This window comes from Roseovarius pacificus (genome assembly GCF_900142665.1).
GTDB lineage: Bacteria > Pseudomonadota > Alphaproteobacteria > Rhodobacterales > Rhodobacteraceae > Roseovarius > Roseovarius pacificus.
On the sequence record NZ_FRBR01000027.1, the window covers coordinates 1 to 25,329 of the forward strand.

The following is a 25,329-nucleotide window of genomic DNA, read 5'->3' on the forward strand; positions in this document are numbered from 1 at the left end:
TGGAAACCAGACGCCGATAACACCCTCATATATCTACTTTTTAGATAACAGATTTCATCCGCTAGCGACGTCACAAAAGGTATGTGACGCGTGGCAAAGACAATCAGAAGCACGGGACAGGTGGCACTCTGCCAAGCATTGGTCGACGCCCGCATCAAGGCGGGACTCGGTCAGGAGGACTTGGCGATCAAGCTCAAGTGCCATCAATCCCTCGTGGCGCGCATTGAAAGCGGCCAGCGCCGAGTCGACGTCGTCGAGCTGGTCGTTCTTGCGCGCGCCATCGGCTTTGACCCCTTCGAGGTTTTGGCGATCGTCGAAGCCGCCACGGAGCCCGACCACAGGATTTAAGCAATTTCATCAATCGAGAACACGGGAGCTGACTTCTCCCAATGTGAATTCGTTACCGCGAGGAAGAACAGTAACCGATATTAACGAGGCCCGGCATACGGTTGCAGCAAACGCTTTGGGATTTGAGCTGCTATCCGCAACGCCGAATTGCAGGAAGTTAATAGACAGTGAATGAAGATAAGGTCGAAGGCGTCGCGATCGCCAATTTGATTGCAGCCGATGAAGAAACCATTGTCGGCTGGGTTTATCGCTGGAACACAGGTGCGCTGGCCGTCCGGTGGGATATGCATGGCCCACAGCGCGTCTCAAAGATTTACCCGGATCTCTGCGATGCCGATAAAGCTGAAATCGACTTCGCGTCTCTCACGCAGCTGATTTGTCGCGACGACTGACATGGAAGAATATGGCCTTTATGGCCCTCGAATGTATGCTTGTGCCTGCGTTGCAGGTTTGATTGCGCAAAGGGCCTGCCCGACTCCGCTGAGACTCAACAGTCAGTAATTGACCTGCTCGAAGCCGTAATTCCCGCTATAATCACGCCAGTCTACGAAGACCGATCTTTGAAAAATACTCGGGCAGTGCTCGCCCCATCCCTCAAGACCGGCATGCGCAGCAGGCAGCGCTGCGGGTGACGACGTATTCCAAGAAAAATCGCCCTGGATCCCGTAGGTGCCGAGGACAACGACGGCACTGCGGTTGCAGTCGCCATCTCGCCCGGATTCGTGCTGTCGGGCATAACGAACGTCAAAAACGCGAATGGAGCGCACGAAATTGAATTCCGGCCCGCTGATATCGATGTCGGCGCGGTCTTCTGCGAGCTGGAGGGCGTAATCAGCCCGCACGAGGTTCCCCCAGACAGCGTCGGAGCCTTTCAGCCCGAGCATTCCGCCTGCCTCGGCTGCCTGATCGAAGAGCGGGGCTGAAGAGTTTGGTGGGGTTCCTGAACCACCATATAGGGCATCGAAGATCCGGTCCGTGGGGCGCGACCTGGCAGGCCCATCGTAAGACGCACCCATGGGGCAGCGCCAAATCTGCAGCGGCGGCTCCACCGGCCAAGGTGTGATGCGCCGGATGAACTCGGCCCGCGCGCGTGCGCATGGCACGGAAGCCGGCCACCCACCGGACAAACACAGCAGGATGGCGCAATCGATCTGATAGGTTTGAGCGCGGGCTTGCGTCGGAACTGTTGGCCCGGTCAAGGCGAGAGCTAAAAAGGCCGCCAGAGGGAGGTTTTTGAATTCGAAACGCATGGCAAGGACCCTTGATGATCTTCACTCAGCATACATACGAAAATATACTATTGCAACATTGGTGATGTGTATTGCGGTTGCGGTGGTCGGCAAGATCGCGAGCCGACAGCCTCGCCCAGCAAACCTTAGTAAAAACCATGCGTTCCAGCGATTAGCCTTGATCGCATTGATTGCGATGATTACACTCCTTTCAGGAGGATTTCATGGCAAGCATTACCATCCGGAACCTAGACGATGACGTGAAGCGGCGCCTTCGCATCCGCGCGGCCGAACATGGCCGTTCAATGGAAGAGGAGGCGCGCGAGATCTTGCGCCACGTCGTCGGCGAAGCGAAGCCCTCCCACGATCTTGCCGCGGCCATCCGCGCACGGGTCGCGCCTCTGGGCGGCATTGATCTGGACCTTCCGCAGCGAGAGGCCATGCGTGAGCCACCCGCATTCGACCGGGCCTGACGCATGATCATCCTCGACACGAACGTCATCTCCGAGCTGTTGCGCCCGGCCCCGGAGCCCAGGGTCGAGCAATGGCTGTCGGCCCAGGACGGGTTCAACGTCTATCTGACCTCGATATCGGAGGCGGAGTTGCGCTACGGTCTCGCGATCATGGGGAACGGCAAGCGCCGCGCCGCGCTGGTTGACGCCGTGGACCGGATCTTGCGCGAGGACCTGGCCGGTCGGATCCTGCCCTTCGACAGCGCCGCCGCGCTGTCCTACGCCTCCATCGCCGCTGCACGACGGTCCGCCGGGCGACCGATCGCCCAGGCCGATTGCCAGATCGCATCCATTGCCCACGCCTGCGGCGCCACGGTCGCCACACGCAATACGCCTGACTTCGAGGGTTGCGATATCGACCTCATCAACCCCTGGACTGCCGCATGAACGCCGTTGAAATCGAACAAGCCATTTCCGAACTTGCCGAGCAGCCCTTCGACGCGGCAGAGTTCCCCTATGCCTTCCTCATGGCCTTCGGCAACAAGGACACGACCATCAAGCGGCTGCGTACCGGCGCTTCGAACAAGTCCGACCTTGGCGGCGTCCTGCAGACCAACAACATCCATCTTGCGACCTGTGCCACGGGTGACATCGCGGCGACGCTCACCGCCCTTCGCGACAGCCCTGCCACCACCCGCGCAAAGGCGAAGTTCATCCTCGCCACCGATGGCATCGACCTCGAGGCCGAGGATATCACCACCGGCGAAACCATCGCCTGCCGCTACACCGATTTCCCCGACCATTTCGGCTTCTTCCTGCCGCTCGCCGGCATCTCTACCGTCAAGCAGATCCGCGAAAGTGCGTTTGACATCCGCGCCACCAGCCGCCTCAACCGGCTCTATGTCGAACTGATCAAGGACAACCCCGACTGGGGCAGCGCCGAGAAACGCCACGACATGAACCACTTCATGGCGCGGCTGATCTTCTGCTTCTTCGCCGAAGACACCGACATCTTCGTCAGCGACAACCTGTTCACCGCCACCATCGACCAGATGGCGAACCGCGACGGGTCGAACACGCACGAAGTCATCGGCGAGATTTTCCGTGCGATGAACACCGCCATCCCGAAAAGGGCCGAGGCCAAGCTGCCCCGATGGGCCGATGCCTTTCCCTATGTGAACGGCGGGCTCTTCTCGGGCAGCACCGAAGCCCCGCGCTTTTCCAAGATCGCGCAGCGTTATCTGTCCCATATCGGCAGCCTCGACTGGACGCAGATCAACCCCGACATTTTCGGCTCGATGATCCAGGCCGTCGCGGATGAGGAGGAACGCTCGGTCCTCGGCATGCACTACACGTCCGTGCCGAACATTCTGAAGGTGCTGAACCCGCTCTTCCTCGATGATCTGCGGGCAGAACTGGAGGCGGCGGGCGACAACGCCCGCAAGCTGGCCAATCTGCGCGCCCGCATGGCCAAGATCCGAGTGTTCGACCCCGCCTGCGGGTCGGGCAACTTCCTTGTGATCGCCTACAAGGAAATGCGCGCGATCGAGTATGAGATCAACAAGCGCCGGGGCGAGCCGCTGCGCCGCACCGACATTCCCCTGACCAACTATCGCGGGATCGAACTACGCGACTTCTCGGCCGAGATCGCGCGGCTGGCGCTGATCATCGCGGAATACCAATGTGACGTGACCTATCGCGGCCAGAAAGAGGCGCTGGCCGAATTCCTGCCGCTGGACGCGCAGAACTGGATCACCTGTGGCAACGCTCTGCGGCTGGACTGGCTGTCGGTCTGCCCGCCCACGGGGACGGGGGTGAAGTTTCAGGCCGAAGACCTGTTCATGTCGCCGCTGGATCAGGCGCAGATCGACTTCGCGAACGAAGGGGGCGAGACCTATATCTGTGGGAACCCGCCTTATCTCGGCTACACATGGCAGAGCAAAAAGCAGAAAGAAGAAATAAAACGGATATTTAGTGGTCGATCATCATCGCCAGGGTTTCTGGACTACGTTTCAGGTTGGTTCATGAAGGCGGCGGAGTGGCTTACTTTTTCTCCCGGTCGAGCAGCGCTCGTTTCAACAAACTCAATCTGCCAAGGGCAGTCCGTCCCTCTTATGTGGCCTGCGATTTTTTCCCTAGGCGCAGAAATTGAATTTGCGCATACTTCATTCAAATGGGCCAATTTGGCGAGCCATAATGCTGGCATAACGGTTGTGATTGTTGGCCTGTCGATAGGAAGCAGCAAAACAAAAGTGCTTTATGAGATTGGACCTGACGGGGCATCAGTTGCACGTCACGGGACAATTATTTCTCCGTATTTGACTCTGGGAACCAAGACTGTTGTTGAGAAGGCGCGCAGCCCTCTGTCAGATGTTTCCATAATGGAATTCGGCAACAAACCGAGCGACGGCGGAAATCTTTTGCTAACAGCAGAGGAGGTTGAGAACCTTCCGCTGGATCAAGCCCAGAGAGATAGATTTCTGCGTCGGATATACGGTTCGCAAGAATTCATCAGTGGGCTGGTCCGATATTGCATATGGGTCGAAGACAAACACCTTGCTGAGGCCATGCGAATTCCCGCTTTGGCCAATAGGATAGAGCGAGTTCGCGAGTTGCGGCTGGCAAGTAGGGATAAAGGAGCTAATGCGCTTGCGAGGCGGGCGCACCAACTTAAGTTAATGAGGATTGGTCAGTCGCATGCGATTGCAGTCGCGGCGATCTCGTCAGAGAATCGGGAGTATTTGCCATGTGGACTTCTTACAGCGCGTGAAACAACCACAAACAAACTCTTTGCCCTCTACGACGCCCCGCTCTGGAACATGGCTCTGATCGCTTCGCGCCTGCATTGGGTCTGGATCGGCACGGTTTGCGTCCGGATGCGAACAGATTTCAGCTATTCCAACACTCTCGGTTGGAACACCTTCCCCGTCCCCAAACTGACCGAGAAAAACCGTGCCGATCTGACAGCGGCGGCGGAAGGCATCCTTCTGGCCCGCGAGGCGCATTTCCCCGCCACCATTGCCGACCTCTACGACCCCGAAAAGATGCCCGAAAACCTGCGCGCCGCCCATGACCACAACGACGAGGTTCTGGAACGCATCTACATCGGCCGCCGCTTCCGCAACGACACCGAACGGCTGGAAAAACTGTTCGAGATGTATACGCGGATGACGACGAAGGTGAGCGCATGAGGTATCTGTCATGGCTCTAGAATACTACCGCGATCTTTTCCACATGGCTGTTTGTGACATGGCCAAGTCATCCGACAAGTTCAGCGAAAGACTTCGCGTTGCTTGGGTTAATTATCTCTACAAAATACATTGGTCAGAGCTTGAGGCGATGCTGATGGAAGAAGACCTTCCCCTCTTCAAGAAGTTGAAGAAACGACTGCGGGATGATCTGAAAAAGGATGTGGAGCGGAAAAAGAAGCTGTTGCTCGAACAGACGGCAAATGCGCCTAGGCCGCTGTCGGAGGAACAGGCTTCAAACTATGCAAATGCTGAAACCGTCATCAGGGCAATGAACGGGAAACGGGCGTCACATACAGTCAGCGTGATAGTCGATTTCTACTCTGCAATTTGTCAAACAGTGGATTATCAGCGCGAATTCTCAAAAGGGAGGCAAGGCCAGTCATGACCAAAGGTGTACCCTCCGTCTCCGTCAAATACGCCGCCAATGGCAGCTCGACCAAGTCGAACGAGCTGGGCATGCGCGCGATGCAAGAACGCGCTTATGAGAAGCACCGGTCGGGCGTGATGGGTCAGAAAGTGAACATACCATGACCCTTGACCCTATCATGAGCGCGGAACGCACCCGCAGGCTGGTGGACGATCTACGCGCCAAACCGGCGGAAACCACCTGGATCGAGTTCAAGGAAAACAACGCCGACGGACCGTTGATCGGCAAGCTGATCTCTGCCTTGTCCAATGCCGCACGGCTGGCCGATCAGCACTTCGCCTATGTGGTCTGGGGGGTGCGAGACGGCGATCATGCGGCTGTCGGCACAGTTTTTGAGCCGACAGTGAAGAAGGAGAAGGGGCAGCCGCTGGAATTGTGGATTGCGAACCACCTATCACCAAGCATCGAGTTTCGTTTCGAAGAAGTCGATCACGATGGGGGGCGCCTGATCCTGCTGACCATCCCCGCCGCCGCAACCGCCCCGGTAGAATTTGACCGTACAGCCTATTTGCGCATCGGCAGCGCCACGCCGCGCCTCTCCGACCATCCGGAACGCCTGCGTTCCCTCTGGGCCAAGTTACAGCCCTACGCTTGGGAAACAGGGATCGCAGCGCAGTTCCTAACCGGCGACGACGTTCTTGAGCGGCTGAATTACGCCAACTACTTCGATCTTACGGGCCAGCCCTTGCCGGATAACAGGCAGGGGATCTTTGACAGGCTATTGGCGGATCGCCTGATCCAGAAAGATGTAAGCGACCGCTGGAACATTACCAATCTGGGCGCAATCCTGTATGCCAAGAAACTTTCCGATTTCGGCCCCTCTGTAGAGCGCAAAGGGGTTCGTTTCGTGGCCTATGCTGGCACCGGACGTGCAGATGACGTGAGCCACCGCCAGGACGGCCAGCGCGGCTATGCAGCGGGATTTCAGGGGCTGGTGGATTACATCGACGGCCTTCTGCCCCGCAACGAATTGATTGGTAAAGCATTCCGCGAGGAGCGACCGCTTTACCCGTCGATAGCGATCCGCGAATTGATCGCCAACGCATTGATCCACCAAGACATGACAATTACCGGTGCAGGACCACTCATCGAGTTGTTCAGTGATCGAATGGAGATCACGAACCCGGGCGCCCCCTTGGTTAGCCCCGACCGGTTTTTGGACTCGCCGCCGCGTTCCCGAAATGAAGCCCTTGCGTCGTTGATGCGGCGCATGAAACTTTGCGAAGAACAAGGCACCGGCATCGACAAGGTGATCTCGGCTGTTGAGCTACACCAGTTGCCGCCACCAGATTTCCGCATGGAGGGAGACGCCGTGCGCGTGGTTCTGTTTGCACCACGCCGCTTTGCGGACATGACACCGGAAGAAGCCGTGCGAGCGTGTTACCAACATGCCGCGCTCAAATACGTAGGCGGTCAAAAGATGACGAACGCTACACTTCGGGAGCGGCTTGGCATCGACGACCAGAACGCTGCGCAGGCATCGCGGGTTATTCGCGCAACGCTGGATGCTGATCTGATCCGTCCTGCGGATGCTGAACGCCCTCGGGCCGGATATGTCCCCTCATGGGCGTGACAGGGACAACATTTGATCGGGTTTTGATTGTGCGTATGTGGGCTAGAGGGCGTAAATTGGAAAATACATATAAATCATACTGTTACGATAGGCAGGGTGCGGTATCGCTACTTGATCGGGTTTTGATTGCCTGCCCCAAAGCGAATGATTCCGCGCCCCTCAGAAGGAAAACATCATGACACAGCAGGTTCCTTCCGTCTCTGTCAATTACGCGGCCAATGGAAGCTCGACCAAATCGAACGAGCTTGGTATGCGCGAAATGCAAGAGGGTGCCTATGAGAAGCGAGGCGAGCAATACCTGCTGATCAAGTCGCCGCCGGCATCTGGCAAGAGCCGCGCGCTCATGTTCATCGCACTCGACAAGCTGCACAATCAAGGCCTGCGCCAGGCCATCGTCGTGGTGCCAGAAAAATCCATCGGGTCCAGCTTCAACGACGAGCCGCTGAGCAAGTACGGCTTCTGGGCAGACTGGACAGTGCAACCGCGATGGAACCTGTGCAACGCTCCCGGCGGGGATGACGGCAAGGTCGGCGCTGTCAGCAAATTCCTGGCGAGCGACGACAAGATTCTGGTCTGCACCCACGCGACCTTTCGGTTCGCCGTGGACAAGTTCGGGATTGAAACGTTTGATGATCGGCTCATCGCGGTAGATGAGTTTCACCACGTCTCTGCCAACCCTGATAACAAGCTGGGCACGCATCTGGGCGCACTGGTCGCGCGCGACAAGGTGCATCTGGTTGCGATGACCGGGTCCTATTTCCGCGGCGATGCCGAAGCCGTTCTGTCGCCCGAAGATGAGGCAAAGTTCGATACCTTCACCTATACCTACTATCAGCAGTTGAATGGTTACAAATACCTCAAGACGCTCGACATCGGGTATTTCTTCTATTCCGGGTCCTATGCGGACGACATCCTCAAGGTTTTGGATCCGACCGAGAAGACGATCCTTCACATCCCGAACGTGAACTCGCGCGAAAGCACCAAGGACAAGCATCGCGAGGTCGAGCATATCATCGATGCCTTGGGCGATTGGCAGGGAGCGGATCCCATCACGGGCTTTCAGCTGGTCAAGACGCCCGACGAGCGAGTCTTACGCATCGCCGATCTGGTGGACGACGAGCCATCCAAGCGTGACAAGGTTTCCGCCGCGCTGAAAGACTCCACGCAGAAGAACAACCGCGATCATGTCGACATCATCATCGCCCTGGGTATGGCGAAAGAAGGGTTCGATTGGATCTGGTGCGAACACGCCCTGACGGTGGGTTATCGCGCCAGCCTGACGGAGATCGTGCAGATCATCGGCCGCGCCACCCGCGATGCCGAGGGCAAGACCCGAGCGCGGTTCACCAACCTTATCGCGGAGCCCGACGCCGCGGCCGAAGCCGTGACCGAGGCAGTCAACGATACACTGAAGGCGATCGCTGCAAGCCTGCTGATGGAGCAGGTGCTGGCCCCACGTTTCAACTTCACGCCCAAGACCGTGAAAAGTGGCCCTGTCGAAGGGTTCGATTACGGCGAGGGCGGCTATGACCCCAACAAAGAGAACGTTGGCTTCAGCGAGGCCAGCGGGCAGTTCCAGATCGAAATCAAAGGCCTGGTCGAACCCAAGAGCAAGGAAGCCAAGCGCATCTGCCAAGAGGACCTCAATGAGGTGATCACAGCTTTCGTTCAGGACAAGACTACGATCGAACGGGGTCTCTTCGACGAAGAGCTGGTGCCGGAGGAACTGACGCAGGTCCGCATGGGCAAGATTGTCGGTGCCAGGTTCCCAGAGCTAGATGCAGAGGATCAGGAAGCGGTGCGCCAACACGCAGTTGCTGCGCTGAACCTGACCCAAAAGGCGAAAGAGATCGCGCTGTCGAACCGCGATGACACAGAAACAACCGGCAATACCGCCTTGATCGACGGGGTGCGCAAATTCGCAATGGACGTGCGCGAACTCGACATCGATCTGATTGATCGCATCAACCCGTTCGGCGAAGCCTACTCGATTCTGGCAAAGACGATGAGCGAGGAAAGCCTTCGGCAGGTCCAGGCCGTCATCTCGGCGAAAAAGGTGCAACTGTCACCGGACGAGGCGCGAGATCTGGCGAAACGCGCCGTCAAGTTCAAGCAGGAGCGGGGCCGTCTGCCTTCCATCGCATCGCCTGATCCGTGGGAGAAGAAAATGGCCGAAGGCGTCGCCTATCTCGCGCGCATGAAGCAGGAGGCTGCCAATGGCTAAGGGTTTCACCGACGAAGATGATGCCCTCCTTGCTGAGCTTGGCGTCGAGGTTGAGGTCAAAAAGCAGCTCAGCCGCACACCACGCGAAGAACGCATCATCGCAGGTTTTGAGGAAATCTTGCGATTTGCAGATGAGCATGGCCGGCCTCCCCAGCACGGGGAGGATCGTGATATCTTTGAATGCCTCTACGCCGTGCGTCTTGATCGGATCCGTGACTTGCAGGAATGCCGCGACCTCCTTGCCCCACTCGACGAGCAGGGTCTCCTAGCAAACACCCCTACGCCCTCAGCATCAGACTCCGATTACCTCGATGACGATGCCCTCCTCGCCGAACTGGGCGTGGAAGTTGCTAAATCACCCCTCACGGAATTGAAGCATGTCCGGTCAACAGCCGAGAAAAAGGCCGCCGATGAAGTCGCAAACCGCGAGAAATGCGAGGATTTCGCGACGTTCAAACCCTTGTTCGAGCAGGTCCAGAAAGAACTGGATAGCGGCTTGCGCGAAACCCGCCTGTTCGAGATGAAAGCCGAGATCGAGAAGGGACGCTTCTTCATTGTCAGCGGTCAAAAAGCCTATGTCGCGGACAAGGGCGAGACCATCACCAACGAGCAAGGTCGCACGGATGCGCGTCTGCGGGTGATTTTCGACAATGGCACCGAGAGCAACATGCTGATGCGCTCGCTCCAGCGTGCGTTGAACAAGGACGACGCCGGACGCCGGATCACTGACCCATCGGCAGGCCCGCTTTTTTCAGACCAGACAATCGATGGGGATGAAGCGAGCGGGATCATCTATGTGCTTCGCAGCAAATCCGATCATCCACTCGTCACAGAAAACCGGGAACTGGTGCACAAGATCGGTGTCACCAATATGAGCGTCGAAAAGCGGATCGCTGGCGCGCATCTGCAGCCGACGTTTCTAATGTCGAATGTCGAGGTGGTTGCGACATATGAACTCTACAACATCAACCGGTCCAAGCTGGAAAACCTGATCCATCGCATTTTCGAACCCGCACGGCTCGAAATCGAGATCATGGATCGCTTTGGACGGCCTGTGGTCCCGCGAGAATGGTTCCTCGTACCTCTCTTTGTCATAAACGACGCTGTGGAAAAGATCAGGGACGGCACAATAACCAGCTATCGCTATGATCCCCACGCTGCCGAACTCAAACAGATTTCGGGGTAGACGCCGCAATGGATGCTGCGTGTCGCTTTATGGCACCCTCGACCAGCGGGATGTTGGCGGTCCTGCTGCTCATATCGGCAAGGCCGACGATGATCTTGAAATCACGCAGCTTGAGCACGCTGCGGCTGATGACGAGCATATTGTTGTCTCCCCAGTCAGGGAGCAACCGCCCGGGAGACCCGGGCTTCGCACCAGCCATTACGTCGCTTCTAGGAACCTTCCTTGCTGAGTGCTTCCATGAGATAGCAGTCGGCCAAGAGTAAAGTCGCATAATGAAGTTTATGTTACGTCTCTTGCTGTATCGACATCCGCATACGGTTTGCCAAGCCAAATCTGCTAACCAGCAGAAACGTAGAGCAAATCAGTCCAATCCTTCAGGCCATCAATCCTGAGGGCTGTTGCCAGCATCGAAAGAAAATCCCTTCTTTCGTCTCGTCATCCAGGAGCGCGCGCCCCGGCATCTTCAAGATCCACGGATACTTCCATCGACAACACGTCGCTGGGTCTGCCGTGGAAACTGCCCGTTACTGGAGCAACCTGCTCCATCCTTCTCGCGACGGCGACGGGTACGAGATTGGTGGAGCCGACCGACCTGTTGGTGGGATCAAACGGGATCCAACCCGCTCCGGGAACGAACACCTCGACCCAGGCGTGTGTGGAACCGCTTCCCACTGTTCCGACCCGGTCCCCCGAGGGATTGAACAGATATCCTGATACAAGCCTGGCCCCGAAGCCTAGTGTCCGGGTGGCCTCGGCGAACAGCACGGCGAAGTCCCGGCAGGATCCCCAACCCCTGTCGAGGGTCTCCAGCGGTCCTTGCGTTCCCTCGGTTTCGCGGCTCTGATAGGAAATGCTGGCCGTGATGCCGTTGCTGATGTCCTTCAGCAGTGACAGCGTGTCTGTTGGCCGTGACATGACATAACTTTCAACCCACGCGGACAACCGCCCCGCGGCGTCCGCGTATTGCGGCTTCGCCAGCGAGCCGAGGTCGGTCCGGTCGTCGCTGGAATAAACAAATGGGTAGGAGGCAGCGTCGGCAGCGATCGGGAAAACCGGCCAGACAGGCGCGCTCAGGTCCACCCGCGCGCGCGACCGGATCGAAAGCGACTCCGTCATCTCGTCGAACTGAGCCGTCGCGATCGCATTGCCGGCAACGTCGTTTGACCAGTCGATGCGGGCCTCGGGACTGATCTTCAGGTCGAAAGACGTCAGACTGAGATCCCGGGTTTCCCGCGGACGCAACATCAACCGATGCGGGCCGAGTGAAACAGCGATGCGATACCGATAGCAGGTTGTGTGCGTGAGGGTGATCGATGGCATCGGTGAGACCTACGACAAACGACCGCCGGAACGTCGGCGCCCATGTCCGCTACCCTCGGAAATAGCCGCGCGCCAAACGGCAGACCCCTTGCAACGCGAACATATGCGCTCAACGAACCCCTCGCTCCAGAAGCGCGACCTGCACTTCAAACAGAAGCGCTCGGCGGCAACGTCGGCCGCTGCCCTCGGTATCTCGAGTTCCTCGTCCGCGAACTTGATCGTCATTTCCGCTCCTCGCGTTTCCTCAGTCGTTCCATGTCGCCAAGGGCCCGTTTGATTAGTTTCTGAAGGCGTTCATCTCCAGCCTCGGGGGTCGATGCGTAGCGAACAAGAAGAAAGCGCCATTTCTCCATGACTTCGACCCATGTCCGCGCAGGCTCTGCCAGCATCTGATCTTCGAGACTTCCGAGGCCAAGTTGCGACGAGAGCGTAGAGGGTGGCTGGCTGTTCGCAGGGCGCCGACGCATCTCTGTTTCGCGCTGGTCGGCAGCGGATCTGTGACCGTCGAGATTGGTCGGGTGATCGGTCAAAACCGAGCCCCTTCGATCCATTCGAACAACGCACTCGGTTGGATCGGGAAGCATCTGTCCAACAACGGCGTCATTCTCCTATGCCGGGACGAGAGCTTCCAGAGAGTGGGCCGGAAATACCTGCATCCGTCCCATTTCGTATCCCCTTCGGCTTGGAGGGGGCAACTTGCCCTGCCTGCCTATTGTCCGCCTCCGGCAAGCCGGGCCTGGAGTAAAGATGTCGCAAATGCGCCTCGGAGACGCCGTCCGCCTGCATAACGAGACGGATCATCGGGTCGGCAAGCATCTCCTCGAGGAAGAAATCCGTCAAGGCATTACCGGTCAGCTTGTCCCTCGCGCGTGCGTGGTCGAGGTCGGCAAGGGAAACAGTCAGGATTCTCTCCAGTCCAGGATGCGATGTCCGGGGATGAAGCTTCACCAAGACGGAGGCTTTCCAAGCTTCGGGGTCCACTTGATCCGGGGGAGACGCCAGTTCCGTTTCAATCTCGTACTCGCCCGCCGGAAGCGTTTCAGCAAAGCCTGGAACGGTGAACGGTCGGGAGAAAACCGCGATAGTCTTACTCGTCAGATCTTCCATTGGCGCTGTCCTTTCGCTTGTTTCTTTTGTTGCTATGGGTGGTCCGCGCCCCATTTGAGTATAAGATGCGTGGCCCGTGGACGTCTCAAGATGTCTTGGATTTCGCTGGTATGTCCTTGCCGGCAGGTTTGGACTCGTTCTCCTTGGCAAGAGTCTTAGCTATCTCCTCAGGCTTCGGATTCATTGCAGCCGCAGCCCGGTCAGTCAGGTCCTTGAAAGACATGTCATCGATCCTTTGATTGACCGACGGCAACTCCTCGTCCATGTCGGACCGGAACGCTTGGCGTCGGTATTATGTATATGGGGACTGGCGAACGGACTTACGATGTCCCGTCGCAAAAGAAACCAAGGTCAGGTCAACTCATCTGTCCAGACGTTGAATTGCGTCAGCGTATTCGGCCCGAATGTCTGGGTCAGAGGCACATCGGCGGCGTCCCGACCGCGCGCGATCAGGATCCTTCCCATGCGCGGGCTGTTGTTTCTTGGATCGAAGACCCACCAGCGACCACCCAGAAAGACCTCCATCCAGGCTGCGAAATCGTCGGGGGCGTGAGGCTCCGGTTGACCGAATTCGCTCAAATAGCCGGTGCAGTAACGCGCCGGGATGTTCATGCAGCGGCAGAAGGCGATGGCGAGATGGGAGAAATCCCGGCAGACGCCCTGCCGACCGGCCAGCGTTTCGGACGCGGTTCTGGTCGCGCTCGCCTGCATGTAATCGAAGCGGACATGCCTGTGCACGAAATCGCAGATCGCCTGAACGCGTGCCCAGCCAGGCGGGGTATTCTCGAAGCGCCGCCATGCCTCTTCCGAAAGAAGATCGGTGTCGCAGTAACGACTGCCGAGAAGGTAGACCAAGGTTTCGAAGGGCAGGTCCTGAACGGCGTGCTGCGCGGCCTCGGTCGCTGACGGATCGGGCAATCCGGTGTCGCGAAAGATCCCGTCGGTGGACAGGGTGAAGTCCCCCGCCGGCGCCACCATCCGCGTGCACCAATTGCCGAAGCCGTCGCGATAGCTTTCCAGCGGCACGCTCGGTTGCGTCACGAGATAGTCTGCACGCTCCAGATCGCCGAACCGCGAATAGTGCACATTCAGCATTGCAATGAGCGGCGTCGGCTGGGTCAGCTGGTAACGCAGGCGACAGCCTATCCGCAACCGCATGCCAGCCGTCTCGGCCGGACGCGATTTGGGGGCATTATCGTCCAAGAACGCACGCCCCGTCAGAAAGTTGAAAGCTCCGGTCGCAACGCCAGCGGTTTCCGGATCGATCGAGATGGGCATTTGCGGGCAGGTCGATCGCCACACAGGCGTTGTCCACCGCCTCGAAACCCCGTTCGCACCGCCATCCCGGACCGTAGGACTCTTGATCCAGAAAGGCGTTTGCCGGAAGCGCCACGGGATCACAGCGGCCATCGATTTCGAAGAAGCCCCTTTCACAGGCCCATTCGGCACCATAGTCGGCATTGGTGAGATAGCCGTTTTCGGGAACCGAAATCGGAACGCAGGCGCTCGCCGACGGTGTGAAACCGCGGTCGCATACCCACCCGGACCCCGACGTGTCTTCCGTGAGGTATCCATGTTCCGGAAGGACGATTGGCACGCATGTCTCACGATCCTGCCGGTATCCGCGCTCGCATTGCCAGTCGTAACCTGATGATCGCAGATAGGCATTCTCGGGCATGGGGATCGCTTCACAGGACGCATCGCCCACTTCTTCGTATCCTCGCCTGCACGCCCAGCCTGAACCATATGTCCGCCCTGTAGCATAGGCGTTGTCGGGGATGTTGAGAGCCAAGCATTCGGCACCGTCCATCCGAAAACCGAGATCGCAGTCCCAGCCCCCACCATAGTTCCGCGCCTCTGCGTTGTCTGGCATCGGTCCAGTGCCGTCTTGAGCAAAGACTGGGAAGGCCACAGACGCAATGATACCGGCCACGACAGCCAGCCTAGAGATCAGTCGTGCTAGCGAATTGTTGTTTTTCTTCTTGTCCTGTCTGATCGGCTTTTCCCTTGCAGGCCAAGCTTTGCCAGTCGCCGTTTTTTCCTTCAAAGAACCCAGGCAGTGTGTTCCAGTTTGGCTCCCGGGGCGGGTGAAGCGCGGTTGCGTATCCTCGAAATCGGGTCTTGGTGGCATGCCCTCGTTTTCTGCCGCCTGAATCGGGAAGTCTTGCGGAACTGTAAGGCGGGCGCGGTTGGTCATTTTTGGGACAACTTTATTAAAGCCGCAGCCGCAAGGGCATGTTCCTTCTGGTGGTAGTCGCTCCGGAACTTGCCATCGACCTGCACCTCCCAGATGCCGTTTCTTTCGCGCACCTGAACCCCATTGCGCTGCGTCGGCCGGTTCATGGAAGAATCTTGTGCTCCTCTGCTTTTCGGCGGCACGGGTTTCATGTCGGTCATTTCCGGCTCCCTCTCGTTTGGCGCGCGCACGTCTACGAGGAGCATCACGGCGCGAATGAATTCTTCCGCATAATCATCGGTTTCGCGGTAGTCATGTTCATGCCGCGCCATGCGCATCGGCTCGACGAACCGTTCTCTCAGATGATCAATAAATCGCGGCTCGGTGCGGGCCATGAAGGCGATCAGGGCTTGAAGCACCTTCTCATGGGCGAGCACACGCCGTTCGAGATCGGTGGTCTCTGCGGCTGTCCTGGTTAGATGTTTGACTGATGTCATAGCGTATTGTCCTCCTCGCTGCGCGGTGCGACGTTGGAAGTCGTGTCCTCGAGTGGGGGCAGGCAGGCCCTCGCCTCATCGCGATCCATCTCTTGCCATCCACCTACCAGCCAAGCGCAAATCGTGCGCTGACGCAGGTTAGGGGCACGGAAATTAAGTGGGTGTGTCTTGCTCAGAAGCGGAAAGAAACCGACCTCGGTGGTCCCGGTGTCATTGACGTGCTTCCCGCTTGATACCCTCTATTCATGCTTGAAACCCTCCACCATGAACCTATCGGCATGCTTCGACCTCCGTCTGTGTCACGATTGGCGTCGCGGGGTCTTGCGCTGGTCGGGCCCTGCCGATTGACGCCACGCCACCGTCGCTTGGAACGCTGCCTGGATCGCGGATCGGGTCTGCCTCGCCCTGCATGCCACGCAGGAACTGGAACAGATCGCTGTCCGTCGTCAGGACAAGCGTCGTGTCGTCGGAAATCATGTCGCCGTAGGCCTGCATTGTTCGGGTGAAATCGTAGAATTCGACCGAAACGGCATCAACATTGTAGGCGCCCGCATAGATTGCTGCTGCTGCGGCATCGGCGGCACCGCGGATTTCCTCGACGGCGCGATAGGCTTCGGACTGGATCTTGTTCAGATCCCGCACCCTGTTGCCTTGAATACGGGCCGCTTCACCGTTGCCTTCGGACAGGAATCTTTCGGCGATCTGCCGGCGCTCCGAGATCATGCGGTCATAGATCTTGGGTCGCACGCTCTCATTGTAGTTTATGCGCTTGAAACGAATGTCGAGAAGCTCAATCCCGAAGACGCGCACCTTCTCCGCCGCCGCCTCGAAGATCTGCTGCTCGACCAGCGCCCGCCCCTTCGTGATGGGAACCAGTGCGCCAATGTCCTGGGCAAGCTCCTGATCAGTCAGAAGCGTGTCCCGAAGCGGCGTCCGGCCCCTGGTCGTGCGCACAATCTCGATGAGTTCGTGCTTGGCGACGGCGTTCCGCGTCTCGCTACCGAGGATATCATCGAGGCGCGACTGGGCGCTGCGTTCGTCGCGCAGGCGCAGAAAGTACTGCAGAGGATCGGTGATCTTCCAGCGCGCGAAGAGATCGACCGAGATATAGAGCTTGTCTTTGGTGGGCATGTCCGATGGCGAGCCGTCCCACTCCAGAACCCGGCTGTCGATCCGGTTAACCTCCTGAACGAAGGGGAGTTTCAGCTTGAGACCAGCCTCGGTGATCGGCGCGCCGACCGGCTTGCCGAACTGGGTGATGATGGCCTGTTCGACCTCGCCGACGGTGTAGACGGCGGATGACGCAGCGACGACCCCGGCAACCGCGATCCCCGAGGCAATAAGCGAAAGGGTCTTCATCGTTGCTCTCCTGTCTGTCGATCAAGGTTCAAAAGCGGGAGGATGCTTGCCGTGGACCCGTCGACAATGATCTTGGAACCAATTCCCGGCAGAACATCCTGCAGGGTTTCGATGTAGATCCGGCGCCGGGTAACTTCGGGCGCCAGACGGTATTCCGTCAGGAGCGCCGTGAAGCGTGAAGCATCGCCCTCGGCTTCATTGATCCTCCTCAAGCGATAGCCATCGGCTTCGCGGATCCGTTGGTCCTTTTCGCCTTCGGCTAAAGGTATGACGCGGTTGTATTCACGGCGGGCCTCGTTGATGATCCGCTCTTTTTCTTGCTGCGCCTGATTGACCTCGTTGAACGAGGCCTGAACGAGTTGGGGCGGATTGATATTCTTCAGCTGCACCTGATCGATGCTGATGCCCATCGCGTATTTGGTCGCGAGCGCCTGCATCTTCAACAGGGCTTCGCTTTCGATTTCCTGGCGCCCGACGGTGATCACCTCGTCGACTGTGCGGTCTCCCACGACTTCACGCATGACGGACTCCGAGACGTAACGCAGGGTCGCGCTCGGCTCGCGCACTTCAAACAAGAACTTCCGGGGTTCGGAAATCCGGTACTGCACCACCCACTCCACGAGCGCGGCGTTGAGATCGCCAGTCACCATCTCGGTCTCGCGGCGACCGTCCGTCGGGCTCTGATAGGGATCGGAGGCACCCGGAGTCGTGAACCCGAACTCTTGTTTCAACTGGCGCTTGACCGGGACCAACGTGGTCACGTCGATCCCGAACGGGATCTTGAAGTGCAGCCCCGGAGGGACCTCGGCCGCGTACTTCCCGAACCGTTGGACAATCGCAACAGAGTCGCTCGGCACCGTGTAATATGAGGACCACGCCCCAAACGCCGCAAGCGCAATGGCGGCCCCGATTGCAAGACGCTTCACCGGTGGCAGACCGTCCGGCAGGATGCCGTGCAGCCGATCCCGGCCCCTCCTGAGAATTGCGTCAACCTCAGGGGGAACGCGGGTCTGCTTGTTTTTCCAAGGTCCGCGATGTTCCGGTCCATTGTCATCAGATGGCATCGCAAGCTCCTATCTCAGTTTTGGCACTCGGGGCGATGCCTGGCTCGCGCGTTTGACGGTGCGAACCGTTTTGCGCCATCACATCGTCGGCTCTGAACAGCATGACCTCAGAGTTCCAGTTCCTTCAGGCAGGCTTGCGCAATGTCTCGGTCTGGGGCATCGGTTCCTGGCATCGTCGCCCAGCCGGCTGTCATGAGAGCGTCGCGCCTCTGGTAGGTTGAGGCTGCCCGGATCGTTGCAAGCTTGTCCACCCGAGCCGGGTCTGACCGCGCCATGTCGAGGCAGACCGGTACCATTGAGGCGACGACATCGTTACGGGACATCGCCACCGCCCGGTCATTCGAAGTGCCGCCGGTCACCCAGCCACCCCATGTAAATCCGACGACGCCGACAAAGACAGCACCGATCACGGCACCATAGATGCCAGGTTTGAGCCATTCGGGAGTATTCATTTCAAGTCCTCCTGCGGGAAAAGCGCCGCCTCGCTGTGATTGTTCGTTTCGCTTGTGGTTGCATCCCGGCTCAGCGCCGCTTTCAGGTCGCTGTCGGAAATCGCCCGTAATTCTGTACGTCCCGCATGACCGCCCCTTCCGCGCACCGTCAGGTAGGTCGCCGTCCGGCGATACGCCTCAAAGCTGAGCCCCTGGAGAAGCTCTTCTTCGACAAGAATTTCGTAGTCGCCCGCAGGCAAATCGCCCGGGTATCCCGGCAAGGTGAAAGGGTTCGAAAACGTCACCGTCGATTTGGTCGACCGCATGGTCATCTCTGATCTCCGCGATGTTGGCAGATTCGTCGCTCATCACTGTCGAGGGCACCTTGGAGACCCGGCCTGACCAGTCGAACGCTTTAGTGTCTTGTACATCGGGATCGTCCGACTGGCGCTGACGCATGTTAGTCCCTGGTACCGAACCTGCTGCGACCTTCCCGGGGTGCAGTCGCGCGCACTGACCTGTGTAAGGGCGGGGAGACCGACCCGCGCGTATCCTTTGGCAAACAGGGGCGATCTGCGTTCCTGCAACCAAGGAATGGAAATACAATGGCCGACCCCAATGTACTCAACCCGCACCCACCCGAGTTCGAGCGATTTCTCTATGCATCGGTCGGCGAGGACCGAAACGGATATATCGTGACGGTCCTCTCCACGCTCGCGCGGCTTGGCCTCGATCCATGGAAAGAAACCGCTGAACTGGTCATGCTGGGGCGCGACGGCGCGCGGGCACGATTGGGGACGCTGCTTTCCGGATTTCGGGACGTTCCTGCGCTCGCCAGCGATTACGGCAGGATCGCACGAGACCTGAGCCAGCTGCTTCCCGAAGGACCGACATCAGGTGCCCTGCAGCGCGCTGCCTCGACGGTGGCCGATGGCCGCCCGGGAACAAGCGGAGCGATCTGGGCGGTGCTCGCGATCATCTTTGTGCTATTTCAGACGTTCATGGTTGGCGGGTCGGGGTCAGGCGAATGACCGTATCAACCGCGACCGAGAGGAGACCGGCACATGCTGCGCACAAGTCTGGTACGCTTTCTCCACACGAACAGGGCATACTCTGGGACATGGAGGAGCACTTCTGGACCAGTGGCGCCGAGAACGCGCGGGCAACGACAGCGACCAACGCCGTCATGGTGTTCCCCTATCCGCCCGGCATCCTCCAGGGCGACCAGATCTGGACCCATCTTCGGGAAAGGACAGGCTGGCGCACCGTTGTCATGGCCGAACGGCGCGTCACGCGGTGTCGTGATATCGCAATTCTCACCTATCGCGTCTCGGCAGAGAAACCCGATGTGCCGATCTACAAGGCCCTCTGTGCCTCAACCTACCTCAACGATGACGACAGATGGCTGCGGATTTCCCACCAGCAAACTGCAGTGAATTGAGAAGCGCATGGGCAACCGACCTGCCGCAGGCGTCGGGGCTAACCTGCGTCAGTGCGGCGGGGCGCCGACTCCGTTTAGGTGAGACGTGCCGCCGAACATTCGGTGGTGCATTTTTCCGAGTACCCGAGAAGCGTGTGGGCGTGTCGATCTCCAAAGGACGGCATGTCGACACGCTTCTTATTCTCGGAGCGTCCAGGAAAGGACAATTCCAATGACTCCCGAACAGAACAAGACTGCCGAGAAGATGAAGTCCGTAAAGGCCGCGTGGGACAAGGCGCCCTCCGGCCCGAAGAAAGACGCGGCGCTGAAGCACTACCAGGCAGCCGAGAAGGCCCACACGGCGAAAAACGACGCCGAGACCAACAAGGAACTCGATGCGGCGAAACACGCCCTCGCTTAACCTCCGGCGTCTGATGTGATCACCGGGGCCGCCTGCCGAGCAAGAGAGGGCGGCCCTCTCATTTCAGGAGCGGCCCGGCGGTCTGATCCAGATATGCCGGATCGAACTCGGCAAGTTCCACCAGCCCGCCATAGTCGTGAAACGTCACGCGGCCGTCCCGAAAGGTCACCAAACCACTCTCGCGAAGCTGCCGTAGGACGCGGTTCACATGGACCGCGCTCAACCCCAGCGTATCGGCGAGGTGATACTGCGTGAGCGGGCAATCGAACCCTTCCTTGCTGCCTATGCCGACCAGCGCAAGCCTCGATTTCAGTTCCAGCAAGAAATGCGCCATGCGGGCGTCCGCATCACGTCGACCGATCCCGACGAGATGCTCCACGACCATCGCCTCGTCACGCGACGCCGCCCAGAGGATGGCCGTCGCAAGACGCGGCGTCCGTGCGAAGGTACCGAGAAGATCGCTCGCCAGCACTTCGGCGGCCTCGATGTCCACGATAGGTTCGAAGCTGTGATCCGACGTGCGCAACAGGACGCTGCGCAGTCCCAGAAAATCCCCCGGCACCTGGAAATCGACGATCTGCCGGGTCCCGTCGGCCTGCAGCTTGTAGGAGCAGACCCAACCCGACGACAGAATGTATGCGGCCTGGGCCGATTGGCCCTGATGCACCATATCACGTCCCGCGACGAAGGAGCGGCGACGCTGGTGCAGTCGCTCAAGCACGGCCAGTTCGACCTCCGACAGAGCGACGAAGGCCGAGAGCTTGCGGGTCAAAGGGCTGTGTTCTGCTGATGCCATGGAGGCTCCTGGCGTGTCGCGACCCAAGAGCGGAAATCGACTCGGACACTGCTCTGGATCAGTCCAGCATAGAGCACTTCCTGCGAGAAGTACGGATGTATTTGAACCTCACATTCCCGAGGGTTCACGATATCAAGGAAGGAAACCCGGATGTCCACCGCGAGCGAACATGCAGGTCGGGCCGCCCTGTCAATCTGCGAAGCGCTCCTGCTTGCCATGAACGATCTCGGATTGCTGTCGGAGCACGAGATTGTGGGGGTTCTTCGCGACGCCGCGGCGACCCATGAGAATGCCGTTGGCACCGAACTCGAAATAGAAAGCCACCGGGCCGTCGCCGAATTGATCAACGCGATCATCGCTGGCGGAAACTCGGTTCGACGCTCGTGATGCAATACCGCGGCGGTCTTGATCCGCAATCTCGAAGAATAGCCCCACCAGGTTGTCGCCGCCTTGCGCGCATCCAAGCCGGGCATTCGAACAAGGTACTTACGCCCGACAATCCTCGACAAGGAGCACGTCGATGTCATTCACTCCCCTCCACGACCGGGTGCTCGTTCGCCGCATTGAAGGCGACGAGACGACCAAGGGCGGCCTCATCATTCCCGATACTGCCAAGGAGAAGCCTCAAGAAGGCGAAGTTGTCTCCGTTGGTGCGGGGGGAAGGCGCGAGGACGACGAGCGTATCCCGATGGACGTCAAAGCCGGCGACCGGATCCTGTTCGGAAAATGGTCCGGCTTAGAGATCAAACTCGATGGCGAAGACCTTCTGATCATGAAGGAGAGCGACATTCTCGGCGTGATCGCCTGAGTCCGAAACCTTTCACATCAACCTCAGTCTCAGGAATTCACATCATGCCCGCAAAGGAAGTTCGATTCAGTACCGACGCCCGCGATCGCATGCTTAAAGGCATCGACACGTTGGCCAACGCCGTAAAGATCACCCTCGGCCCCAAGGGCCGAAACGTCATTCTCGATAAATCCTGGGGTGCGCCGCGCATCACCAAGGACGGTGTGACCGTCGCCAAGGAGATCGAGCTGTCGGACCATTTCGAGAATATGGGCGCCCAGATGGTCAAAGAGGTCGCGCAGCGCACGAACGACGAGGCTGGCGACGGAACCACCACGGCAACCGTACTCGCCCATGCGATTGTCCGGGAAGGCATGAAGTCGGTTGCGGCCGGCATGAACCCGATGGATCTCAAGCGCGGGATCGACAAAGCCGTCGCTGCGGTCGTGGCCGAGATCAAGACCATGTCCAGACCGGTCGGCGACAGCGAAGAGATCGCCAAGGTCGGGGCCATCTCGGCCAATGGTGAAGCCGAGATCGGTCGGCAGATTGCCGACGCGATGGCCAAGGTCGGCAAGGAAGGCGTGATCACCGTCGAGGAAAACAAGGGGTTGGAGACTGAAACCGAAGTGGTCGAGGGCATGCAGTTCGACCGCGGCTATCTGAGCCCTTATTTCGTCACGAATGCTCAGAAAATGGTCGTCGAGCTGGATGACTGCGTCGTCCTGCTTCACGAGAAGAAGCTGACCTCTCTCATATCCATGGTGCCGTTGCTGGAGGCTGTGATTCAGGCCGAGAAGCAACTGCTGATCGTGGCCGAGGATATCGAGGGCGAGGCGCTGGCGACGCTGGTCGTCAACAAGCTGCGCGGCGGATTGAAGGTGGCGGCCGTCAAAGCACCAGGCTTCGGGGATCGCCGCAAGGCGATGATGGAAGACATCGCCGTGCTGACGGGCGGTCAGGTGATTTCCGTGGAAATGGGCACCAAGCTGGAGAATGTCACCATGGACATGCTCGGGTCCGCCAGAAAAGTCACGATCACCAAGGATGACACGACCATCATTGACGGTGCCGGCGACAAAGGCGCGATCGCGGCGCGCGTGACGCAGATCCGGGCGCAGATCGAGAACACCACCTCGGACTACGACAAGGAGAAGCTGCAGGAACGGCTGGCCAAGCTTGCCGGCGGCATCGCCGTTATCCGGGTCGGCGGGGCAACCGAGATCGAGGTGAAGGAGCGCAAGGACCGCATCGACGATGCGCTCAATGCCACCCGTGCCGCAGTTCAGGAAGGTGTCGTGCCCGGCGGCGGCGTGGCCCTGGTTCATGCCGGCAAGGTTCTGGCATCGCTGAAGGGCGAGAACGGCGATCAGGATGCCGGCATCAAGATCGTCCGGCGCGCGATCCAGGCACCGCTGCGCCAGATTGCCGAAAATGCCGGGGTCGACGGATCGGTCGTTGTTGGCAAGGTCATCGAGAACGACAGCCGGAGCTTCGGTTTCGACGCGCAAGCCGAGGAGTACGTCGACATGCTGAAGGCCGGCGTTATCGACCCGACGAAAGTCGTTCGGATCGCACTCGAAAACGCCGCGTCCATTGCCGGGCTATTGATCACGACCGAGGCGATGGTCGCGCAAAAACCCAAGGAGGGCGGCGCCGGTAACGAAATGTCCGATATGGGTGGAATGGGCGGAATGATGTGAAGATCTGCGTCCCTTGGTCACGAGCCTCAGGACGCGAAACCAAATTCTTGAAGGACTTGAACACGGATCAATTCGTTAAGCAAATCCAGAACTAGGAGAAACTCAAATGACCAAAGGTGACAAACGACGTGGCAACCGTGAAGCGAAGAAGCCTAAGAAGGTGAAGGAAAAGGTCGTTGCAACAGCCGACTTCACGAAGGGCAAAACCTTGACCAATCTAGGCGAGCACAAGAGGAAATAGGTAGAGGGCCAAATGATTGGCTATCACTGAATACGGAGCCTGATGGCGGCGGGACACGACGCGCATAACACTTTGGCAGAGCTTCCGCTGCGCAAGGCTGCACCTCTGAGACGAGAAGCACTGGAGATTTCTTTCATTCGCGGAGGCCCGGACGCTTGCCGCCTGAGCCGTACGCGACGCGGCTGAGGCGCCGGCAACTGCTTCTCGCGGTCAACGCATCCGCTTTGCGATGACAAAGACTCTGTCGACCCCAAAAGGTATGCTTCTCCCGTGATCGATACTCATCAAGGCCTGCCCCACGAGGCAGCAGACAGCATAACGAAACCCTTCGCACGCTTCCTGAAGATCGAAGCGGCAGCTGGTGGACTCCTGCTCCTGGCTGTTCTGCTGGCTTTGGGGCTGGCCAACTCACCTTGGCAAGAAGGCTTTCTGAGCTTCTGGGAAACCCCCATCGGTCTCACATTCGGCTCGTTGGATTTCACCCGCTCTCTGCGGCACTGGATCAACGACGGTCTGATGACCCTTTTCTTCTTCGTGCTTTCTCTGGAACTCAAGCGCGAGTTGGTGCTGGGCGAATTGCGGAACCCTCGACAGGCCGCCCTGCCGTTCGCAGGCGCCTTGGGTGGCATGGTCGTGCCGGTCTCTCTGTATCTTGCGCTGATGTCCGGCCAGCCCGGCATACATGGCTGGGGAACCGTGATGGCAACCGATACGGCCTTCGTGATCGGGTGCCTGGCGCTCTTCGGAGGCCGGATCCCGCCCACCTTGCGATTGTTCCTGCTGTCTCTGGCCATCTTTGATGACGTCGGTGCAATCCTCGTGGTCGCCTTCGGTTACGGTGAGGCGTTAAACTGGTCGGCTCTCGGATTGGGCTTTCTGGGGATTGGTATCGTCGCAGGCGCCTCGCGACTCGGGATAAGAAGCGTACCGGTCTATTTCCTTCTGGGAGCGGCAGTCTGGTTATGCTTCGACGTTTCCGGCGTCCACGCGACTATTGCAGGCGTCATTCTGGGCCTGATGACACCAACGCGCATATGGGTGAGCGATGCCCGCCTGCGTGAGATCCTTGGGCGAGTACTCGCCGTTCCGGCCGGCGATCGTCGACAAGGAGATGCCGCAAGCCACCGCGACCTGCGTCAAGCCGGCAGAGCGGTCACGGAGTCGCTCTCACCAGTCGAACGGCTCGAGATGATGCTGCACCCCTGGGTCGGCTTTGCAATCAGGCTCTGTTGCAAAGTTTTGTTCAGGCCGCGTGGGCCCCTCTTTTGGGCGCAGTTATGCTGCGGCGAGGCTTTCCTCAATGATTGCGACAGCCTC

The 25,329-nt window shown here is 58.9% G+C and carries 32 protein-coding genes; 18 read left to right on the forward strand and 14 right to left on the reverse strand.

The window, feature by feature from the left end; genetic code table 11:
- Nucleotides 1-90 precede the first annotated feature (90 nt).
- Nucleotides 91-348: a helix-turn-helix domain-containing protein gene (locus BUB53_RS21285; RefSeq protein ID WP_073038001.1), complete on the forward strand. Its 258-nt coding sequence runs from the start codon at nt 91-93 to the stop codon at nt 346-348.
- A 167-nt stretch (nt 349-515) separates the two neighbouring features.
- Nucleotides 516-740: a hypothetical protein gene (locus BUB53_RS21290; protein WP_073038003.1), complete on the forward strand. Its 225-nt coding sequence runs from the start codon at nt 516-518 to the stop codon at nt 738-740.
- Nucleotides 741-842: 102 nt separating this feature from the next.
- Here the strand turns inward: BUB53_RS21290 and BUB53_RS23085 are convergent, their stop codons facing one another.
- Complete coding sequence (locus tag BUB53_RS23085) at nt 843-1,598, reverse strand: hypothetical protein (protein ID WP_188745050.1); 756 nt, start codon at nt 1,596-1,598, stop codon at nt 843-845.
- A 203-nt stretch (nt 1,599-1,801) separates the two neighbouring features.
- On the opposite strand from BUB53_RS23085, the gene BUB53_RS21300 reads away from it, so the two are divergent.
- The 8 genes from BUB53_RS21300 to BUB53_RS21330 all read left to right on the forward strand — a co-directional run bounded on the left by BUB53_RS21300 (nt 1,802) and on the right by BUB53_RS21330 (nt 10,690).
- Nucleotides 1,802-2,050, forward strand: a complete 249-nt coding sequence (locus BUB53_RS21300; protein WP_073038005.1) for a FitA-like ribbon-helix-helix domain-containing protein — start codon at nt 1,802-1,804, stop codon at nt 2,048-2,050.
- Nucleotides 2,051-2,053: 3 nt separating this feature from the next.
- Entirely contained in the window at nt 2,054-2,476 is a 423-nt protein-coding gene (locus tag BUB53_RS21305) for a type II toxin-antitoxin system VapC family toxin (protein WP_073038006.1), read from the forward strand.
- Entirely contained in the window at nt 2,473-5,220 is a 2,748-nt protein-coding gene (locus BUB53_RS21310; RefSeq protein ID WP_073038008.1) for a DNA methyltransferase, read from the forward strand. The genes BUB53_RS21305 and BUB53_RS21310 overlap by 4 nt, the downstream gene beginning before the upstream one ends.
- Before the next feature lie 10 nt (nt 5,221-5,230).
- Complete coding sequence (locus BUB53_RS21315; RefSeq protein ID WP_073038010.1) at nt 5,231-5,665, forward strand: hypothetical protein; 435 nt, start codon at nt 5,231-5,233, stop codon at nt 5,663-5,665.
- Nucleotides 5,662-5,811, forward strand: coding sequence for a hypothetical protein (locus BUB53_RS22890; RefSeq protein ID WP_159437890.1), 150 nt, complete (start codon nt 5,662-5,664; stop codon nt 5,809-5,811). Before BUB53_RS21315 ends, BUB53_RS22890 begins: the two co-directional genes overlap by 4 nt.
- Nucleotides 5,808-7,280, forward strand: coding sequence for an ATP-binding protein (locus BUB53_RS21320; protein ID WP_084729414.1), 1,473 nt, complete (start codon nt 5,808-5,810; stop codon nt 7,278-7,280). The genes BUB53_RS22890 and BUB53_RS21320 overlap by 4 nt, the downstream gene beginning before the upstream one ends.
- A gap of 175 nt (nt 7,281-7,455) precedes the next feature.
- Nucleotides 7,456-9,504 carry a pseudomurein-binding repeat-containing protein gene (locus BUB53_RS21325; RefSeq protein ID WP_073038012.1) on the forward strand — a complete coding sequence of 683 codons (2,049 nt, stop codon included), beginning with the start codon at nt 7,456-7,458 and terminating at the stop codon, nt 9,502-9,504.
- Nucleotides 9,497-10,690: a GIY-YIG nuclease family protein gene (locus BUB53_RS21330; protein WP_073038014.1), complete on the forward strand. Its 1,194-nt coding sequence runs from the start codon at nt 9,497-9,499 to the stop codon at nt 10,688-10,690. The genes BUB53_RS21325 and BUB53_RS21330 overlap by 8 nt, the downstream gene beginning before the upstream one ends.
- Here the strand turns inward: BUB53_RS21330 and BUB53_RS23310 are convergent.
- The 12 genes from BUB53_RS23310 to BUB53_RS21395 all read right to left on the reverse strand — a co-directional run bounded on the left by BUB53_RS23310 (nt 10,671) and on the right by BUB53_RS21395 (nt 18,976).
- Nucleotides 10,671-10,829, reverse strand: coding sequence for a hypothetical protein (locus tag BUB53_RS23310; protein ID WP_229709628.1), 159 nt, complete (start codon nt 10,827-10,829; stop codon nt 10,671-10,673). The two genes, BUB53_RS21330 and BUB53_RS23310, sit on opposite strands and share 20 nt — an antisense overlap.
- Before the next feature lie 296 nt (nt 10,830-11,125).
- A complete protein-coding gene (locus tag BUB53_RS21340; protein ID WP_057821659.1) occupies nt 11,126-12,010 on the reverse strand; it encodes a transglutaminase family protein in 885 nt (294 codons plus the stop codon).
- Nucleotides 12,011-12,231: 221 nt separating this feature from the next.
- Entirely contained in the window at nt 12,232-12,540 is a 309-nt protein-coding gene (locus BUB53_RS21350) for a hypothetical protein (protein WP_073038023.1), read from the reverse strand.
- 70 nt (nt 12,541-12,610) lie between these two features.
- Complete coding sequence (locus BUB53_RS21355; RefSeq protein ID WP_229709627.1) at nt 12,611-13,117, reverse strand: hypothetical protein; 507 nt, start codon at nt 13,115-13,117, stop codon at nt 12,611-12,613.
- A gap of 85 nt (nt 13,118-13,202) precedes the next feature.
- On the reverse strand, nt 13,203-13,340 hold the full coding sequence (locus tag BUB53_RS21360; RefSeq protein ID WP_159437891.1) for a hypothetical protein: 138 nt from the start codon (nt 13,338-13,340) through the stop codon (nt 13,203-13,205).
- 128 nt (nt 13,341-13,468) lie between these two features.
- Complete coding sequence (locus BUB53_RS21365; RefSeq protein ID WP_057821670.1) at nt 13,469-14,275, reverse strand: transglutaminase-like domain-containing protein; 807 nt, start codon at nt 14,273-14,275, stop codon at nt 13,469-13,471.
- A gap of 34 nt (nt 14,276-14,309) precedes the next feature.
- A complete protein-coding gene (locus BUB53_RS22635; RefSeq protein ID WP_143100573.1) occupies nt 14,310-15,314 on the reverse strand; it encodes a hypothetical protein in 1,005 nt (334 codons plus the stop codon).
- On the reverse strand, nt 15,311-15,790 hold the full coding sequence (locus tag BUB53_RS21375; protein ID WP_073038016.1) for a hypothetical protein: 480 nt from the start codon (nt 15,788-15,790) through the stop codon (nt 15,311-15,313). Before BUB53_RS21375 ends, BUB53_RS22635 begins: the two co-directional genes overlap by 4 nt.
- A gap of 270 nt (nt 15,791-16,060) precedes the next feature.
- Entirely contained in the window at nt 16,061-17,149 is a 1,089-nt protein-coding gene (hflC, locus tag BUB53_RS21380) for a protease modulator HflC (RefSeq protein ID WP_082647567.1), read from the reverse strand.
- Nucleotides 17,146-18,213, reverse strand: coding sequence for an FtsH protease activity modulator HflK (gene hflK / locus BUB53_RS21385; protein ID WP_057821650.1), 1,068 nt, complete (start codon nt 18,211-18,213; stop codon nt 17,146-17,148). The genes hflC and hflK overlap by 4 nt, the downstream gene beginning before the upstream one ends.
- 107 nt (nt 18,214-18,320) lie before the next feature.
- Complete coding sequence (locus BUB53_RS21390; protein WP_073038017.1) at nt 18,321-18,665, reverse strand: hypothetical protein; 345 nt, start codon at nt 18,663-18,665, stop codon at nt 18,321-18,323.
- Nucleotides 18,662-18,976 (reverse strand): hypothetical protein, encoded by a 315-nt coding sequence (locus BUB53_RS21395; RefSeq protein ID WP_057821646.1) that lies wholly within the window; start codon nt 18,974-18,976, stop codon nt 18,662-18,664. Before BUB53_RS21395 ends, BUB53_RS21390 begins: the two co-directional genes overlap by 4 nt.
- Nucleotides 18,977-19,249: 273 nt before the next feature.
- Between BUB53_RS21395 and BUB53_RS21400 the strand changes: the two genes are divergently transcribed.
- From BUB53_RS21400 to BUB53_RS21410, 3 genes are all read left to right on the forward strand, one after another.
- On the forward strand, nt 19,250-19,675 hold the full coding sequence (locus BUB53_RS21400) for a hypothetical protein (RefSeq protein WP_057821644.1): 426 nt from the start codon (nt 19,250-19,252) through the stop codon (nt 19,673-19,675).
- Nucleotides 19,672-20,085 carry a hypothetical protein gene (locus tag BUB53_RS21405; RefSeq protein ID WP_234983221.1) on the forward strand — a complete coding sequence of 138 codons (414 nt, stop codon included), beginning with the start codon at nt 19,672-19,674 and terminating at the stop codon, nt 20,083-20,085. Before BUB53_RS21400 ends, BUB53_RS21405 begins: the two co-directional genes overlap by 4 nt.
- A 211-nt stretch (nt 20,086-20,296) precedes the next feature.
- Complete coding sequence (locus BUB53_RS21410) at nt 20,297-20,485, forward strand: hypothetical protein (protein WP_057821640.1); 189 nt, start codon at nt 20,297-20,299, stop codon at nt 20,483-20,485.
- A gap of 58 nt (nt 20,486-20,543) precedes the next feature.
- Here BUB53_RS21410 and BUB53_RS21415 read toward each other — a convergent pair whose 3' ends face one another.
- Nucleotides 20,544-21,281, reverse strand: a complete 738-nt coding sequence (locus tag BUB53_RS21415; RefSeq protein ID WP_057821638.1) for a Crp/Fnr family transcriptional regulator — start codon at nt 21,279-21,281, stop codon at nt 20,544-20,546.
- A 150-nt stretch (nt 21,282-21,431) separates the two neighbouring features.
- On the opposite strand from BUB53_RS21415, the gene BUB53_RS21420 reads away from it, so the two are divergent.
- The 5 genes from BUB53_RS21420 to BUB53_RS21435 all read left to right on the forward strand — a co-directional run.
- Complete coding sequence (locus BUB53_RS21420) at nt 21,432-21,668, forward strand: hypothetical protein (protein ID WP_057821636.1); 237 nt, start codon at nt 21,432-21,434, stop codon at nt 21,666-21,668.
- Nucleotides 21,669-21,801: 133 nt separating this feature from the next.
- On the forward strand, nt 21,802-22,089 hold the full coding sequence (locus tag BUB53_RS21425) for a co-chaperone GroES (protein ID WP_057821634.1): 288 nt from the start codon (nt 21,802-21,804) through the stop codon (nt 22,087-22,089).
- 44 nt (nt 22,090-22,133) lie between these two features.
- On the forward strand, nt 22,134-23,771 hold the full coding sequence (gene groL / locus BUB53_RS21430) for a chaperonin GroEL (RefSeq protein WP_057821633.1): 1,638 nt from the start codon (nt 22,134-22,136) through the stop codon (nt 23,769-23,771).
- 106 nt (nt 23,772-23,877) lie between these two features.
- A complete protein-coding gene (locus tag BUB53_RS23395; RefSeq protein WP_268238483.1) occupies nt 23,878-24,012 on the forward strand; it encodes a hypothetical protein in 135 nt (44 codons plus the stop codon).
- 270 nt (nt 24,013-24,282) lie between these two features.
- A partial coding sequence (locus BUB53_RS21435; protein WP_084729420.1) for a Na+/H+ antiporter NhaA occupies nt 24,283-25,329 on the forward strand: 1,047 nt, incomplete at its 3' end.